The sequence below is a fragment of the Mesorhizobium sp. INR15 genome, assembly GCF_015500075.1.
Classification (GTDB): Bacteria; Pseudomonadota; Alphaproteobacteria; order Rhizobiales; family Rhizobiaceae; genus Mesorhizobium.
On the sequence record NZ_CP045496.1, the window covers coordinates 4,755,574 to 4,772,389 of the forward strand.

Below are 16,816 nucleotides of genomic sequence, written 5' to 3' on the forward strand. Positions count from 1 at the left end.
GGCTTCAGGGTCGCCGAGACTGCCCGGGACGGGCTGGTCCATCCAGAGAATTTTTCGAGGGAGGGCGCGCTTATACGTCGTGCCGACGTGCGGTTTGACGTGCAAATGATCCTGTCGCGATGGCGATCTATCATCTTCACGTCAAGGTCATTGGCCGCAAGGCTGGGAGCAGTGCCGTGGCGTCGGCCGCCTACCGCTCGGCTTCGCGGTTGCGTGACGAGCGCATCGAACGCAGCCATGACTTCTCAGCCAAGCGCGGTGTTGTCCATTCCGAAGTGATGTTGCCGGAGAATGCACTGGGCGCCTGGAGCGAGCGCGAGCGGCTGTGGAACGATGTTGAGGCGTTCGAGGTGCGCAAGGATGCGCAGCTTGCCCGCGAGGTCGAGTTTTCGCTCCCGCATGAACTGAGCCAGGCGCAAGGCATCGAACTGGCGCGGGACTTTGTACAAGTCGAGTTTGTCAGCAAGGGCATGGTCGCCGATCTCAATGTGCATTGGGACAGGGCAGAGGATGGCAGCCCCAAACCGCATGCCCATGTCATGCTCACCATGCGGTCCGTGGACGAGAATGGTTTTGGGTCAAAGGTTCGCGACTGGAATGCTACCCAGATGGTCGAGCGCTGGCGCGAGCGATGGGCGGAACTTGCCAATGAGCGACTAGCCGAGCTCGACATCGACGCCCGCATCGATCATCGCAGTCTGGAAGAACAAGGCATTGCCCTGGAGCCGCAAACCCAGATTGGTGCACCAGCCCAACGCATTGAGGGTACGGGCATTGACGATGGCGGCATTGAATCAGATCGCGCCGAACTGCACCGCGAGATCGCGCGCAACAATGGTGCGAGGATCATCGCCGATCCATCCGTGGCGCTGGATGCCATCACGCATCAGCAATCGACCTTCACCGTCAAGGATATTGCGAAGTTCTCGCACCGCCACAGCGACGGAATGGAGCAGTTCAGCCCGGTCATGGCAGCCATCAGCAACGCGCCCGATCTGGTCGAACTCGGCAAGGACGGACGCGGCGAAGATCGGTTCACCACCCGGCAGATGATCGAGACCGAACAGCGCCTGCATCGCGCGGCAGAGCGCATGGCTGGCGAGGAGCGCCACGCGGTGAGTGACGCACAGCGCGAGGCAGCTTTGGCGTCCGCCAAGCAGCGCGGACTTGTTTTGTCAGGGGAGCAGAGCGATGCACTGGAACACATCACCGATGGGCACGGTCTTGGTGTCGTTGTCGGATTTGCCGGAACCGGCAAGAGCGCCATGCTGGGTGTTGCGCGCCAGGCATGGGCAGCCGCAGGCTACGAAGTTCGAGGCGCGGCACTCTCCGGCATCGCAGCCGAGAATCTGGAAAGCGGATCCAGCATCCCGTCGCGCACCATCGCCAGTATGGAACATGGCTGGGGACAGGGACGCGATCTGCTCACCGCGAGCGATGTCCTTGTGATCGATGAGGCCGGCATGGTCGGCACGCGCCAGTTGGAGCGCGTGCTCTCCCATGCCGCGGACGTTGGCGCAAAAGTCGTCCTTGTTGGAGATCCGCAGCAGTTGCAGGCAATCGAAGCCGGCGCTGCATTCCGCTCGCTTTATGAGCGTCATGGCGGCGTCGAAATTGGACAGGTGCGGCGGCAGCGCGAGGACTGGCAGCGGGACGCCACGCGTGATCTGGCGACCGGCAGAATCGGATTTGCGATCAGTGCTTATGACGACAAAGGCATGGTGCATCAGGCCGCGACGCGCGATGAGGCACGCAGCGATCTGGTCGAGCGCTGGGATCGCGACAGGCAGACGCAGCCACAGGCAAGCCGGATCATCCTCACCCACACAAACGACGAAGTGCGCGCGCTCAACAAGGAAGCACGCGAGCGCATGCGCGCTGCCGGCGATCTCGGCGAAGATGTTCAGGTGAATGTGGAACGAGGTGCAAGAACCTTCGCCATTGGCGACCGCGTCATGTTCCTGCGCAACGAGCGCGGGCTCAGCGTCAAGAACGGCACGCTTGGTGTGATCGAAGAGGTCAGCGTGCAAAGCATGGTCGTGCGCACCGACGACGGCAGGTCTGTGCGCTTTGACCTGAAAGACTATGCCCACATCGACCACGGCTATGCCGCGACCATTCACAAGGCGCAAGGCATGACCGTTGACCGGACCCATGTACTCGCGACGCCGGGCTTGGATGCGCACGGCAGCTATGTCGCCTTGTCGCGGCATCGAGACGGGATGGACCTGTATTACGGTGGCGATGACTTCGCGACCGGCGAACGCCTCGTCCGGACGCTGTCACGAGACCGCGCCAAGGACATGGCGTTGGATTACGAGCAGATCGATCCGGCGCGGATCTATGCCGAGCGGCGCGGCATCACCTTCGGCCAGCGCGTGGTCGAGATCGTGCGTCGGATCGTTCCGGAGAAGTTGCGCGACAGGATCGGCGGCCTGCTGGACGGGTTGCGCTCGCCCGCAGACGTCGAGCCCGGCCAGGACCGTGGCCGCAGGCCGGGAAGGGAAAATGGTGAAGGTCGAACCGGTGATGCCGGCCCTGCGCCTGGGAGAGAAATTTCCGCCAGGGGAGGGCAACGCGAAACGGACGCGCCGTTGGACTCGGAAGCGGCGTTGCGCAGGGCTCGCACGGCGGCGCTTGTTCGTCACGCGCGCGCGCTCGATGCTGTTATCCAAACCGGAAATGCGCACGGTCAGGTCACTCCCGAGCAGATGCGCGAATTGAGGGACGCCCGCGGCGCGTTCGAGAAGGTTCGGCCGCATGGTTGGCGCGATGCCGAAGCGGCCTACGCGAAAAATCCCGAGCTTGTCCGTGAGGCGGCGACCGGTCGGGTCAACCGCATCGTGCTCGCTCTCCAGCTTGAGACGGAAATCCGCACCGGACTGGATACCGACCCGGGCCGCCGCGCCGACCGTTTCGTGGAACGTTGGCAGAAGCTCGACCGCACGGGCCAGCATCAATACCAGACCGGCGACATGTCCGGCTACAAGTCGACGCGTTCGGCCATGTCCGACATGGCCAAAAGCCTCGAACGCGATCCGCAGCTCGAATCCCTCCTTGCCAACCGCAAGCACGATCTTGGCATTCATACCGATTCCGGCCGTAGCCTCGCCTCGGAACTCGCATTCAGCCATGGCATTGGCAGAGGACGCGGCATCGGGATTTGAACACGTCCGATTTGTCGCCGTTTCCACGCCGCAGGCGGATGGCATGACAAACCTGATTGCGTCCAGCATCAGTCCGTCCTGTCTGTCCCAGCAGATACCAGCAACAACCAGTGAGAAGCAGGTGAGCTATGTCCGGACCGGATCGCATCTTACGGCTCGGAACCGTCCTTGACCGGACCGGCCTCTCCCGCTCGACCATCTATCGCAAGATCGCCGGAGGCACGTTCCCGGCTCAGATCAAGATCAGCATAAACGGCGCTGGCTGGCGTGAATCCGATGTTAATCGGTGGGTAGAAAATCCTGGATATTGTGGGCCGAGGCGAGAAGGTGGCGAAATCCGATAATTCCGGATGCAAAGGATGAAAAATGATATCGTTCATCTTTGCGACGCAAATTTCTGTGGAAAAGTGAATCGAACCACGGGTAAAGCTTAAAATTGGGTAATTTTGCGGGTAATGACCATTATTTGCACGGAAAATTCAGCAATAAATTCAATTATATAGGCTATTAGTGCGAATCCGTCCGGGGCACCAGCCAATAAGAAAGTCAGCACGGCGCCTTTACGCCAAATCGAAATGGCGCGGGAATGCCTGATGCAGCAGCATCAGCATCGTCTTGCGCAGCACATCGGATCGGCCTTCCGGCGGGTTCAGGTGATCCCAGAACCAGGCGCCGTGAACGAGATAGTTGAGGCTTTCAGCCAAAGTATCGGTATCGACGTCGCCATAGCCGCCCGTGCGCGCGATTTCGACGAGGAACTCGCGCGCCTCGGCCGTATAGGCGAGATCATTGGGCATGCCGATTTCATTGTAGATCTGCATGCTCTTGCGATCGCTGGAGAAGACGACGAAGACCGATACCCATTTGGGATGCAGCCGTGAGAATCTCTGCGCGCATTCGAGCGCGCCCATCAGCCGCTGAACGGGCGACAGGTCCGGAGGCCGAACCAATGTCGCCCACAAGGCGTCATACTGATCGCTGAGGTACTGCAGGACGGCCCGGTAAAGGTTTTCCTTGCTGCGAAAATGGAAGACAACCAGCGCGTTGGACGAACCGACATGCCCGGCAATGCGCTGCATGGTCAGTGTCGCCAGGCCTTCTTCGGCAATCAGATCGATCGTGGCGTCGATGATCCGCTGGACGCTTGCCTCGCCGCGCTCACGCCGGCGATCCCTCTGGACCGGATCAGTCTTCAAATCCTTGCCCTCGGCTGTTGCCTTGCGTTGCGCCATACCTGTCCAGCCTTCTTGCCGTCGACAGCATCCCTACGGACCAACGTCCAGGCTGACGCCGGGTGCCGGCTCACCATACTTGACCCGACAGAGCAAGCACCAGTCTCGCGCGGATGCTTGCCAGCCGGATCAGAGCGACGGCCGCGTTTCGGCATTCCTGTACCATTCGCCCTGGGCCGTTTCATAGGCCAAGGCGGCCCGGAACACGTCGGCGTCGCAATAGGTGCGGCCAACAATCTGGATGCCGGTCGGCACACCGCTTGCTGCCCGGCCCGAAGGAATTGACAGAACCGGGCAGCGGCTGACCATGTTGAACGGCGTCGTCATCACCCAGCCGAGCGACGGGTTCACCTGTTTTCCATTGATCTCGACTATGCCCGTGGTCTGGTCGAACTCCGCCGGCACCGACGGAAGCGCATTGGTCGGGCAGATCAGCACATCGTATTTTTCCAGCAGCGGTCCAAGCGTCAGGTACATCCTTGCGGCAACATCGAGCGTTGCGACAAAGTCCGTGGCCTTCGACTTGCGCCCGTCCTCGGCGAACCGCCGCGCATAGCTCGTCATGTCCTTGCCGTGCTTTTCGAGCAGTGGCGACAGCGAAGCGCCGAACAGGTGCTCCAGATACATCATGCCGGCCTTCAGCACCTCATCGCCCCAGCCGAGATCGACCTCCTCGACGGTGGCGCCGAGCGAGCGAAACACGTCGCAGGCGGCAAGCGTGTTCTTGCGCACATCCGCATCCACCTCGAAGGAACCGAGGTCCATGGAGAAGCCGATCTTCCAGCCCTTGATCGGCTTGTAGTCGAGTGGCAGGCGCAGCTTCGGGCGCAACGTGGCGATATCAAGAGGGCTTGGCCCGGCCATGACGTTCTGCAGCAGGATCGCATCCCTGACATTTCGCGCCAGCGGGCCCGTGTGGCAGTAGAAATCGAGATTGAAAGGCGGCTCGTCCGGATTGCGGCCGTAAGGCGGCTTGAAGCCGACAAGACCGCAGGCCGATGCCGGAATGCGGATCGAGCCGGCAATGTCCGAACCGGTCGCGATCGAGGATGTGCCGGAGGCCAGCGTTGCCGCGGCGCCGCCGGACGAACCACCCGGCGTGAATTCCGGATTCCACGGATTGCGTGTCACGCCCCATCGCTTGGACCAGGTGTAGCCGGCGCAGCTGAACTCAGGTGTCGCCGTACGCGCGTGCACGATGCCTCCCGCTTTCATGACGCGCTCGTTCATCGTCGATGTGTGGCCGCCAATGGCGTCCTTCGACAGCAGCGAACCATTCGAGGTCGGCTTGCCCTTGATGTAGCTCTCGTCCTTGATGCCGATGGGCAGGCCTTCGAGGGATCCCGTCCTGGCGCTCTTGGCGTATTTGGCCTCGGCCTTTTTGGCCAGGTCCATCGCCTCGTCGAAATGCGTGAAGGTGAAACAGTTGACCGTCGACTTCGTGGCCTCGTTGCGGCTGATGGTGGCCTGCATCAATTCGACAGGGGAAAGCTTCTTGGCCTTGAACAGTTGCAAGGCTTCATTGGCCGGCATGTAGCAAAGGTCGAGGTCGCTCATGAAAAGTCTCCTGCGATCGGCGGATCGCGTTTGGCTCAAATGAAAGGGAGATGGCCGCGCCGCATGGCGCGGCGCGGAGAAAGCTTGGGCAGATTATTTCTGCAGGTCGGTCCAGATCTTTGTGTAGAGCGCCTGCACATCCGCCGGGCAGGCCGGCATGAACTGGCCCTTGTCGGCGAATTCAGCTGGAATGTTCACCTCAGGCGCATTCTTCATGTCGTCGGGCATGAAGGCTTCCGACCCCTTGATGCCGTTGGAATAGTGCGCGAAGGCGGAGATCAGCGCGGCGTTCTGGGGATCCATGATGAAGTTCTGGAAAAGCTTGGCGTTCTCGACATTCTTGGCGTCCTTGAGAACGGCGACATTGTCCATCCAGATCGGAAAGCCTTCCTTGGGATAGCCATAGACGATCTTGTCGTTCTGCAGCCGCTGGCGCAGCGATATGCCATTCCAGTTGACCCCCGCCGCGATGTCACCCCTGCCCAGGCCGTCTACCGCCGCATAGTCGAGCGACAGCCACTTCGCCTTGGCCTCGACCAGCTTGTCGTGGACCTTCTTCAACAGCTGCATATCGGCGGTGCAGTATTTCCCACCTTCGTAGGCGATGGTCAGGAACAGGATGTCCCCCATTTCAGGGACGACATTGATCTTGCCAACGAGCTCTGGCGGCGGATCAAGAAAGATCGCGGACGTATTGATGTCGCCGGTATAGACCGACTTGTTGACCGACACGCCGGTCGTCCCCCACTGCCACGGAACCGTGTACTTGCGGCCCGGGTCGAAAGGCACGTCAACCCATCTCGGATCGACATTCTTGAAGTTGTCCATCTTGCTGGGGTCCGTCTCCAGCAGCAGGCCTTCACTGATCCAGATCGGCACGACGCTGGCCGACGGTACGACGATGTCGTAGCCGGAAGCGCCCTGCCGCACTTTTGCGAGCGCGGTGTCATTGGAATCAAAGTCGGTGACGGTGACCTTGATCTTGTAGGTCTCCTCGAATTTCTTGATCAGGTCGGGGCTGGTGTAGTTGCCCCAGTTGTAGATGTTGAGTTCGCCGTCGGCGCGGGCAACGCCTGTAGCGGCCAGCAACGACAGGCCGATGGCCGTCGCGGTCAATTTCCATTTCATGCCATTTGCTCCCATTGTTGGAACCCCGGCGGCAACGCAACCTCGGGTCCGTTTGCGCTGAAGAAACGAAGGCGACGACGCCTTGCACCTCAACGGCGGATGGGATGGCTCTCAGGATATTCCCCTCGTGCTTCTGTGTGGCATTCGCCGGCGAAAGCCAGCTGTCCAACCCGATCCACGGCCTAAGGGGTAACTATTACTAACCATACAGTCAATATTTTTTTGACGATGCGCGACCGGTGATGACGCTTGCCAAAGCTCAACAAATGTAAGCGGCCTTGCGATCGATCCCGGCGATAAGCAGCAGTCACCTGAGGCTGCGGAGTTCGAATCGGTGAGCTACGAAATCGCCTGACAAACGGAGACGGCAAGTCAAAGCGCGGCGCAGTAGCCTCGCGGAAGGCCGCAGACATTCGCTACCGTTTCCGCCAGATACACACCAGCGCAGTGCGATCCGCGCCGGGAGCGTCTCTTCCACTCGAGGACCCAAGACCGTCAACACCCTTGCGTCTTCAGGGCACGCCGACAGCCAAGCATCTTGTCAGCTTGTCGCGCCCTCGGCATAGCCAGATGCATCGGCGCGGGTGAATGTGTTGCTGACCCTGACCGACTTGTAGACGTAAGCTACCCAAAGACCGGTCAGTGCGAACGCGATAATGGCTGTCGCCAGTGACTCCGTGGACAGCACCTGCCCCACTGGGAAGCCAAGAACAGCTGAAATCCATACCGTGTCCGCCACAAACACCACGGGCATTGCAAGCCACTGGTACAGGAACAGCCGTTTGAACCGATGGCTTCGCCTCAGCATTGAAACGAACACAAACGCTTGCAGGGCCATCAAGGCCAGCGACAATGCGATTTCACCGTAGGTAGCCAAGGGGCCATTCGGAAGCGTGATGAGTTGGCTGTATGCCTCGCCCGACGAAGCCAATTCGGCGGCACCCCGCAGCAATGACAGCCCCAGAAAAATCGCAAGCAGCAGCAACCAGCCTCCGAATCCGACGAGAGCCGAGTCCGTCGACGGCTTGGCCGCCGAACGAACGGCAAAGAAAACAGGCACGCCGAACAGCAGCAGAAGGATCGCCCAGTGCCAGATAGAAGATTGCATTTTACCCCTCCCCCCAAGAAATACACCCTATAGTTGTATTCAATTTCAGTGCTCGCGCAAGAGCAGACGTACGGCAAACCGGTGTTTGACGCGGCCCTCCTGCCCGCTCCTGACATCCCCAAGGGGAAGCGCGGGAGTTACCGGGACTGGGGTCGGTTAGGCTGAAGGCATCGGCTTCCCGACACATCCCCTCAGGCCATGATCGCGGCGACAAGTATCCGGTTCTGCCGGCGTATCGCCGCCCGCAATTCGGGAATCCTGGCCGCGTCGCGCTTCACGAACTCGATGAACATCATGTTCATGTTGTTGAAGACCAGTTCGCCCAGCGCCTGCCCGTCGATATCCTTGCGCACCAGACCCAATTCCTGCAGCCGGGCGATCAGAGCTCGAATCTGCTCGGTCAGTGACTGGTCGAGCCCGGTGTAGGCCTGGCCGAACGGGCTGTCGGGCAGTTGCGTCGAGATTGCCATCGCCTGCCGCCACATCTCTTTGCTGAGATAATGCAGCGAATGCTCGATATAGATGCCGAGCAGCGTGTCCAGTGCGTCGCCGACATTGGCCGGCGGGTTGGCGACGACGCCGCGCCCGGCATTCATCACCTCGTTGACCTCGAGCGAGACGATGGCGCCGAGGATGTCGCCCTTGTTCTGGTAGTAATTGTAGATTGTGCCGATGGACACTTCGGCCTGGGCGGCGATCGCCTCTATCTTGGCGCCCTCATAGCCGGACTCGCGGAAAAGCGTTGCCGCCGCCTCGATGATGCGCCGGTGCCGATCCGCTTTTTGCCTTGCCCGCAATCCACTCATAACAGCCTCTTGCCATAAAAATCGAATTGACTCAATTTTAGAATTGGTTCAATTTTTTACGAGAAGCCACAAAGGCAAGGGAGAACACTCGATGACCGTTAATCCTGCATCCACCAATGCGCTTTCCTCACTCAAGACACGGTTGCGCGCTGCATGCGCCGCGACGGCACTCCTGTTGGCGACAGGCAGCCTTGCCCAGGCAGCCGATCTCAACGCGCTGATCTGGTGCGACCATGCCGATCCGGCGCTGCTGCAGCCGTTCGAAACGGCCAACAACGTGAAGGTCAACGTTAAGGAATTCGAAGGCACCGGCGCGGGCCTCGCGATCGTCGAACAATCGCAACCGGGCGACTGGGACGTGATGGTGATCGACAGCATCGACGTGCCGCGCGGCGTCGAAAAGGGCCTGTTCGAGCCATTGCCGGAAGACAAATTGCCCTTCGCCGACCTGTTCGCGCAGGTGAAGATGGACGGTTCCACCATCGTTGGCGGCAAGCGCTACGGCATCACCGAAAAGTTCGGCTACAACACGATCGGCTTCAACAAGACCAAGGTCGACCCGGCTGACATGCAGTCGCTGGCCTCGCTTACAAGCGACAAATACAAGGGCAAGGTCGCCATCTACGACTATTACCTGCCTGTGATCGGCATGGCGGCGCTCGCCATCGGCAAGAGGACGGCGGATCTGACCGAAGCCGACCTCCCCGCCATCAAGGCCGAGCTTTTGAAGATGAAGGCCAATGCCAAGCTGGTCGGCGAAGTCACTGCCAGCCAGACGGCTCTGGCGACCGGCGAGGTCGACATCCTCGTTGGCGGCGGCGAATGGGTAACGGCGGGTCTGGCCAAGGAAAACCCGGCGCTGGACTTCTCCATTCCGAAAGAGGGCGCGGTGCTGTGGTCACAATCGCTGGCCATGTTCAAGGATTCCAAAAACAAGGACATGGCGCTGAAATTCATCCAGTACATCATGAGCCCGGAAGGTCAGGCGCGCCTCGCCACCTCGTCCTGCTACTGGGGCATGCCGTCCAATACCAAGGCAGCGCTCACCGACGACCAGAAGAAGGTTCTGCGCTTCGACGAGCAGCCGCAATTCCTCGCACGCGCCCAGGCCTATCCGGCGCCGAATGCCGATCTCGACAAGAAGATGCAGGACATGTGGACCGAAATGCTGCAGGCGAAGTGAGCGATCGCCGCTCATGAGCATCACTGAAAACAACGGGCAAGCCCTGCCCCGGGCGGACCGTGCCCTGCCCTGGGCGCTGGTCACGCCGGCGCTCGGCTGGACGCTGCTGTTCTTCGTGCTGCCTTTCATCGCCATGGGGCTATCAAGCCTGACGGCGCATGATGGCGGGGCGTTCACGCTGTCCAACTACAGCGAGTTCTTCACCAACCCTTCCTACTGGCAGGCAATGGTCAACTCGCTGCAGGTCACGGCGATCGTCACAGTGATCTCGGTGCTGCTCGCCTACCCCTTCGCCTGGATCCTGGCCGAACAGGTGCCGGAACGCTGGCAGCGGCTGGCGCTGATGTTGGCCGTGCTGCCGTTCTGGACCTCCTATGTCGTGCGCTCCTATTCGTGGCTGCTGGTGCTGGCGCAGAACGGTGTCGTCAACCGGGCGCTGACCGGCTCCGGCCTGTTCAATGAGCCGGTCCAACTGGCCAACACGCGGCTCGCCACCGTCATCGGCTTCGTGCATTTCTTCGTCATGCTTTTGACGCTGACGATCTTTGCCAATCTGAAGCAGCTCAGCCCCAGCTACCGAAAGGCCGCCGCCGATCTCGGCGCCGGGCCGGTGCGCACCTTCCTGCACGTTGTCCTGCCGCTGACCTTGCCCGGTATCATGGTCGGCGCCTTCCTGACCTTCGTGCTCTGCATCGGCGACTACATCACGCCGCAGATTCTTGGCGGCAACAATGAGCTTCTGATGCCGCAGTTGGTGATGATGCAGATTGGGCGGCGCGGCGATTTTCCGCTGGCTTCGGCGCTGTCGATCATTCTGATGGCCGTCGTCACGGTTGCCTATCTCGCCTGCGCCCGCTGGCTGAAGATCGAGCGGGCCTGACCATGCGCACCTTCCTCCGCATCGCCTCGAGCGTCTACGCCCTTGCCATCTACGGCTTTATCTTCCTGCCGGTGGTGGTGCTGGTGCTGTTTTCGCTGCAAGCGACATCGTTTCCGATCCCGCCCTTCACCGGCCCGTCGCTGCGCTGGTACGAGGCCGTGCTGTCCGACACGCGGCTGACGTCGGCGCTGGTCAATTCGCTGCTGGTTGCCGCCCTCTCCTCAGCCGCCGCTGTCACGCTCGGCTTCCTTTCCGCCTGGGGTTTCGCGCGCTTCCATCTGCCCGGCTCGGCCTTGCTGCGCGGGCTGATCACGCTGCCGCTGACAGTCAGCTATCTCATCATCGGCATGGGGTTGCTGGTGCTGTTCAACTGGGCCGGTATACCGAAGTCACTAATCTCGGCAGGCATCGGCCATGTCGTGATCAACCTGCCGCTCTGCTTTGCAATTATCTACAGCCAGATGGGTGACCATCAGATCAACATCGAACGCGCCGCGCGCGACCTCGGCGCGCCGGAGTGGAAGGTGCTGCTGCTGATCAGCGTGCCTGTCATGGCGCCAGCCATTTTCGCCGGCTTCTTCCTGTCGATGACCTTCTCCTGGGACGAATTCGTCATCTCGTTCCTTTTGACCCGCTTCGATACGACACTGCCAGTGGAGATCTGGAACCTCCTGCGCTCCGGTCTCAACCCCAAGACCAACGCCGTCGGCTCTCTGGTCTTTGCTGTCTCCATCGTGCTGGTGGTGCTGTTCGAACTGACCCTGTTGCGAAAGAAGCCGGCATGAGCGCGCCCCTGGTCGATATCCGCAACATCTCGCATCGCTTCGGCCAGCTGTCCGTGCTGAAAGATGTTTCACTGGCGATCGAGCCCGGTAGCTACACGATCCTGCTCGGGCCCTCAGGCTCGGGCAAGACGACGCTGCTTTCCATTCTCGGCGGCTTTGTCACACCAAGCGAAGGCAAGGTGCTCATTCGCGGCGAGGATTGCACGACGGTCGCGCCAGCGAAGCGTCCGACGACGACCGTGTTCCAGGACTACGCGCTGTTTCCACATATGAGCGTCGGCAACAATGTTGGCTTTGGCCTTCGCATGCGGGGCGTGGACACAGCGACGCGAGCAGCCCGGGCGCGCGAGGCACTCACGCTGGTTGGCCTGGCAAGCGCCTTCGACAAGAAACCTCACCAGCTTTCCGGTGGCCAGCGGCAGCGCGTGGCGCTGGCGCGGGCGCTTGTTGTCGAGCCGGCCGTTCTGCTGCTCGACGAGCCGCTCGGCGCGCTCGATCTCAAGCTGCGACGGCAGATGCAGGACGAGTTGAAGGCTATCCAGAAGCGCGTCGGCACCGCCTTCATCCATGTCACCCATGACCAGGAAGAAGCGATGGCGCTGGCCGACCATTGCGTGGTGATGAATGACGGCCGCATCGAGGATGAAGGCCCGCCCGAGCGCGTCTATGCGCGCCCGGCGACGCGATTTTCCGCCACCTTCATGGGTGAGAGCACCATCCTAGCGGGGACGGTGACCGGGACCTGCACCGGGACGATCACCGTCGCGACGCAGGCCGGCCCCGTTTCGCTGTCCGGACAATTGGCGGACGGCGCCGCTGTCGCCCTCGCCATTCGTCCGGAGCATCTTGTCCTTGGCGCGGGTACGGGCAATGCAGCGTTGGGTGCGGCCAAGGTCAGCGACGTCGTTTTTCAAGGCAGCTTCAAGCGTGTGCTGGCAACGTCCCTGCAGGATCACGCCCTGAACTTCATTGCCAAGGTTCCTGCCGCGATGGCCATCCAGCCGGGCGACACGATCGCGGTTTCATGCAATACCGACGACATCATCCTTTTGACGGACTGAACCATGGGCACGCTCCCGATCATCGATGCTCCCGACTGGTACGAGACCACTGGTATGAGCGACGGCGTCACGCTGATCCATGAGCCGTGGATCAAGCCATTCTTTCGCTGCAACATGTGGCATGTGCGCGGCCGCGACCGCGACCTGCTGTTCGATACCGGGCTTGGCCATTTCAGCCTACGCCGCCACGTACCTCTGGTGACCGAGCGCAAGCTTACCTGCGTCGCCAGCCATACGCATTTCGATCACATCGGCTGCCACCACGAATTCCCCGACCGCTGCGTGCATTCGGCCGAGGCAACGATCCTGGCCGACCCGCGCAATGACTGGACGCTCGCGGACCGCTACGCGACGGACGAGATGTTCGACGGCATGCCGCAAGGCTGGAACTCCGCTCGCTACAAAATCCCGCCGGCGCCGACCGATCACCTGCTCGAGGCAGGCGATGTCGTAGATCTCGGCGACCGCGTCTTCGAGGTCATCCACACACCCGGTCATTCGCCCGGCGGCATCGCACTCTATGAAAAGAGGACCGGTATCCTGCTGTCCGGTGACATCATCTATGATGGCCATCTGATCGACGATGCCTACCACTCTGTCGTCGACGCCTATGTCGAAACCCTGCTGCGCATGCGCGATCTCGATGTCTCGGTTGTGCATGGCGGCCATTTCCCGAGTTTCGGCAAGGTGCGCTATCGCCAGCTCATCGACGAGTATCTCGCGCAGAAGCGGCAGGCAGGCTGCCACCTGCAGCAAACCCGATAGCCCAACCCTAGCAATCAGGGTTTGCGCGTCCTGTCGCTACGTCAGGCGTCATGATATGGTCATAGACGCGGCCATTGATGAATTGGGGCAAGCCTTGGTCTGAACGCCTGGGTTTGCAGGCTTGGGTCAGGTTCATGCGCCTCGTTCTGGCAATCGGGCTGCTGCTGGCAATGACGCTTTTCTCTGCTGCACGCAGCGAAGAGCGGATCGCTCTGGTTGTTGCCAATCCAGCCTATGACAATGCGCCTGCCATCGCCAACGCGGACTTGAGCGCTGAGCTTGTTGCAACAACCTTGCGCTCACTTGGCTTTACCGTCCGGCAAGTGTCGGACGGCAACCGTTCCGACGTGGCGCACGCGATGTTCGACTTCGCCAAGTCGCTCGGGGCAGCCGATACCGTCGGCGTCTTCTACTATGTCGGCCATACGGCTCAGGCCAACAACCGGAGCTATCTGCTGACGCGCGGGACGCGGACCGACTCCAAGGAGGCGATCGACGAGACGGCTTTGCCGCTTGATCTGTTCATGCAGGCGGTTGAGGCAACACCGACATTGAAGCTGGTGCTGCTCGACAATCCAGGCGATGGGCACAATCCGACGCCCGGCGTGGCGCAAGGCCTGGGGGCGGTCGGCCCGCTGTCCAGCACCATCGCCGCCTTTGCCGCCCAGCCTGGGCACGTCGCGCTGAATGGAGACGGACCGGTCACGGTGTTTGCCGATACAGTCACCGCCGCGCTGACCAGGCGTGGCATGACCATCGGCACCATGCTCGCCTCGGTTACCCAGACGGTCACCGAGCAAACGCTTGGCACCCAGTCGCCATGGGTAGCCTATGGCCTGTTGGCGGACAGCAATTTTGTGCCAACGCCGGCGAACGAAGCCACCGCCGAACCAGCACCGCCCGCGCCGGTGGAGCTGCCGCCACAGGCGGCCGCGCCGGAACAACCTGCCCTTCCCTTCGAACCGTCGCCGCCGATGGCAAGCGGCTCGGATGGTGTCGCGGAGCCCTATCCGATGGACGTTGCGCCGCAATCCGGCGGCAGCGACTACGAAGCGAAGATGGGAACGAGCGCAGATGATGCTGCCGCCTACGAGCAGTCGAAAGAGGCCGAACAGCAGCGCCAGCAGTATGAAGAGCAGGTCCGCCGCCAGTATGAGGAGCAGAAGAAATATGTCGAAGACGCTGCCAAGGCCAGCGCCGCGGCGCAGAACAGTCTGGCCAGCGGCTATGTGAAGGAAGGCGAAGCCGCAAGCGCGGAACCTCCTCCGCTGCCTGATGAACCGGCGACTGTCGAACCTCCTGTTCCGCCCGTCGATCAGGCTGAGTTGCCAACCCAACCGGTGCCTCCGTTGCCCGCTCCGCCTCCGGACACCACATCACCCGGTGGCACGGCGCAAGTCGAAGTGGTGCGGCATCCTACCATCGATGCCCCGGACGAGGTTGTCGCCGGCGAAACCGTGACCGTTTCCATCGCATTGACCGAGGAGCAGCTGACACCGGAAGTGAAAGTGAAAGCCGCTCCCGGCTCATCGGTGACGGCGGATGGTGCGCTGGCCATGGCGTTGCCGGCAGGAACCGAGCAGTGGCCCGTCGACATCGATCTGTTCGCTTCCGGCTTCGATCTCGCTGACGGCGGCAAATGGAGCCGGCAAACGATACTTTATCGTCAGGGTGACAGCGATTTCGTCCGCTTCGACCTCGAGGTCAGGCCAATCACCAAAGACAGCAAGCCGGCGCAGTTCATCGCCCGCATCTACAGCGCGGGAAAATTCCTGGGATCGGCGTCGCGGCCAGTCACCATTCTCCGAACGCCGCCTGTCGAGGCCGCACCGAGTGCTACAGCCGCACGCACTGTAGCACCTGCCATGCTGATGCTGGCTTCCGCGCCACCGCCGCCTGCGGTGACAGGCAATGTCAGCCTTGGAGGTGCCAGCAGCGATGATGTCCCCGACCTCGACGTGACAATCCTCTACGACGACCCGAGCGGCCTCGGCGCCGGACAGATCATCATCCACTCGCCGCATCTGGCCGGGCCGGTGACCGATACATTCTCGACGCCGCCAGAGATGGCGGCATGGCTGGAGTCCGAATATCGCCGGCTGCTGCAGCTTGGGCTGAGCCTGCGCGGCGCGGCTTCGCTGCGGCAACCCGCCGCAAACAGCGACCCGGAAGCGCAAAAGCGCTTTGTCACGCTCGCAGCCGAAGGGTTTGGCGACGCGCTCTACAAGGACTATGTGCCCAAAACCTTCAAGGACGTGTTCTGGACGTTACGCGACAAGGGCGAGTTACACTCCATCCAGGTCACCTCGAACAGTCCGACCTTGCCCTGGGAACTGATCCGCCCGCGCAGCGAAGACGGCTCCACCAACGATGGTTTCCTTGGTATGAGCTACCGGTTGGCACGCTGGGCGCCGCGCAGCGCCTCCTCGCAGATCGACAACCCGCTCGACCGCATGGCCTTCACCGGGGTTGCCGCCGTAGCGCCCTCCTATGTCGACAAACAGTCATTGCCGTTCCAGCAAGTCGAGATCGATGCGCTGAGCAAGCTTGCCGGTTACCGCCGCTTCGACGGCGATTTTGTATCCTTTGAAAAACTGGTTGGCGAAGTTTCGACCGGCTTCATCCATTTTTCCGGCCACGGCGAGGTCAATCAGCCGAGCAGCGGCCGGCCGGTCTTTGCCATCGATCTTGTCGACCAGTCGCTCGATCCCGACACATGGAGTGCCCTGGTCGCCGCCGCGCACGGCAAGGGCAATCCGTTCTACTTCTTCAACGCCTGCGACACTGGGCGCTCACAGATGCTTGGCGGCTTTGTGCAAGGTTGGGGGCCTGCCGTGCTGGCGGGTGGGGCATCCGGCTTTATCGGGGGCATGTGGCCGCTGACCGACCGCGCGGCGGCCGCCTTCTCCGGCAGTTTCTACGGCGACATCGCAGATCAGCTCAAGGACGGCCCTGTCTATCTCGCCGGGGTTCTGCAGCAGGTGCGCAAGCGCTTCTACGAAACCGGCGACCCGACCTATCTCGCCTACACATTCTACGGCAACGCCAACCTTCAGGTGGTGACGCAATGAGCGCCGTTGCGCGATACGGCGGCCTGATCGCGCAACGCTGATTGACCAGATCGAGCGCTGCGCGCTTTAATAG

At 61.5% G+C, this 16,816-nt stretch carries 13 protein-coding genes; 8 read left to right on the forward strand and 5 right to left on the reverse strand.

Annotated features, from left to right (window positions below; all coding sequences use genetic code 11):
* Positions 1-119 precede the first annotated feature (119 nt).
* Both traA and GA829_RS23165 read left to right on the forward strand, forming a co-directional pair.
* Complete coding sequence (gene traA / locus GA829_RS23160; protein ID WP_195174928.1) at positions 120-3,167, forward strand: Ti-type conjugative transfer relaxase TraA; 3,048 nt, start codon at positions 120-122, stop codon at positions 3,165-3,167.
* A gap of 128 nt (positions 3,168-3,295) precedes the next feature.
* Positions 3,296-3,511, forward strand: coding sequence for a helix-turn-helix transcriptional regulator (locus GA829_RS23165; protein ID WP_195174929.1), 216 nt, complete (start codon positions 3,296-3,298; stop codon positions 3,509-3,511).
* Positions 3,512-3,727: 216 nt separating this feature from the next.
* Here the strand turns inward: GA829_RS23165 and GA829_RS23170 are convergent, their stop codons facing one another.
* The 5 genes from GA829_RS23170 to GA829_RS23190 form a co-directional block, all read right to left on the reverse strand.
* Positions 3,728-4,399 (reverse strand): TetR/AcrR family transcriptional regulator, encoded by a 672-nt coding sequence (locus GA829_RS23170; protein ID WP_195174930.1) that lies wholly within the window; start codon positions 4,397-4,399, stop codon positions 3,728-3,730.
* A 129-nt stretch (positions 4,400-4,528) separates the two neighbouring features.
* Positions 4,529-5,956 carry an amidase gene (locus tag GA829_RS23175; protein ID WP_195174931.1) on the reverse strand — a complete coding sequence of 476 codons (1,428 nt, stop codon included), beginning with the start codon at positions 5,954-5,956 and terminating at the stop codon, positions 4,529-4,531.
* 93 nt (positions 5,957-6,049) lie between these two features.
* Positions 6,050-7,084 (reverse strand): extracellular solute-binding protein, encoded by a 1,035-nt coding sequence (locus GA829_RS23180; RefSeq protein WP_195174932.1) that lies wholly within the window; start codon positions 7,082-7,084, stop codon positions 6,050-6,052.
* A 541-nt stretch (positions 7,085-7,625) separates the two neighbouring features.
* Positions 7,626-8,192 (reverse strand): DUF2569 family protein, encoded by a 567-nt coding sequence (locus tag GA829_RS23185; protein ID WP_195174933.1) that lies wholly within the window; start codon positions 8,190-8,192, stop codon positions 7,626-7,628.
* Between the two features lie 191 nt (positions 8,193-8,383).
* A complete protein-coding gene (locus GA829_RS23190; protein ID WP_195174934.1) occupies positions 8,384-8,998 on the reverse strand; it encodes a TetR/AcrR family transcriptional regulator in 615 nt (204 codons plus the stop codon).
* Between the two features lie 91 nt (positions 8,999-9,089).
* Between GA829_RS23190 and GA829_RS23195 the strand changes: the two genes are divergently transcribed.
* From GA829_RS23195 to GA829_RS23220, 6 genes are all read left to right on the forward strand, one after another.
* On the forward strand, positions 9,090-10,181 hold the full coding sequence (locus GA829_RS23195) for a polyamine ABC transporter substrate-binding protein (RefSeq protein WP_195174935.1): 1,092 nt from the start codon (positions 9,090-9,092) through the stop codon (positions 10,179-10,181).
* A gap of 13 nt (positions 10,182-10,194) precedes the next feature.
* Complete coding sequence (locus GA829_RS23200) at positions 10,195-11,061, forward strand: ABC transporter permease (RefSeq protein WP_195174936.1); 867 nt, start codon at positions 10,195-10,197, stop codon at positions 11,059-11,061.
* 2 nt (positions 11,062-11,063) lie between these two features.
* Positions 11,064-11,846, forward strand: a complete 783-nt coding sequence (locus tag GA829_RS23205) for an ABC transporter permease (protein WP_195174937.1) — start codon at positions 11,064-11,066, stop codon at positions 11,844-11,846.
* Complete coding sequence (locus tag GA829_RS23210; protein WP_195174938.1) at positions 11,843-12,907, forward strand: ABC transporter ATP-binding protein; 1,065 nt, start codon at positions 11,843-11,845, stop codon at positions 12,905-12,907. Before GA829_RS23205 ends, GA829_RS23210 begins: the two co-directional genes overlap by 4 nt.
* 3 nt (positions 12,908-12,910) lie before the next feature.
* Positions 12,911-13,672 (forward strand): MBL fold metallo-hydrolase, encoded by a 762-nt coding sequence (locus tag GA829_RS23215; RefSeq protein ID WP_195174939.1) that lies wholly within the window; start codon positions 12,911-12,913, stop codon positions 13,670-13,672.
* 134 nt (positions 13,673-13,806) lie between these two features.
* Positions 13,807-16,743: a caspase family protein gene (locus tag GA829_RS23220; RefSeq protein ID WP_195174940.1), complete on the forward strand. Its 2,937-nt coding sequence runs from the start codon at positions 13,807-13,809 to the stop codon at positions 16,741-16,743.
* The last annotated feature ends 73 nt before the right edge of the window (positions 16,744-16,816 follow it).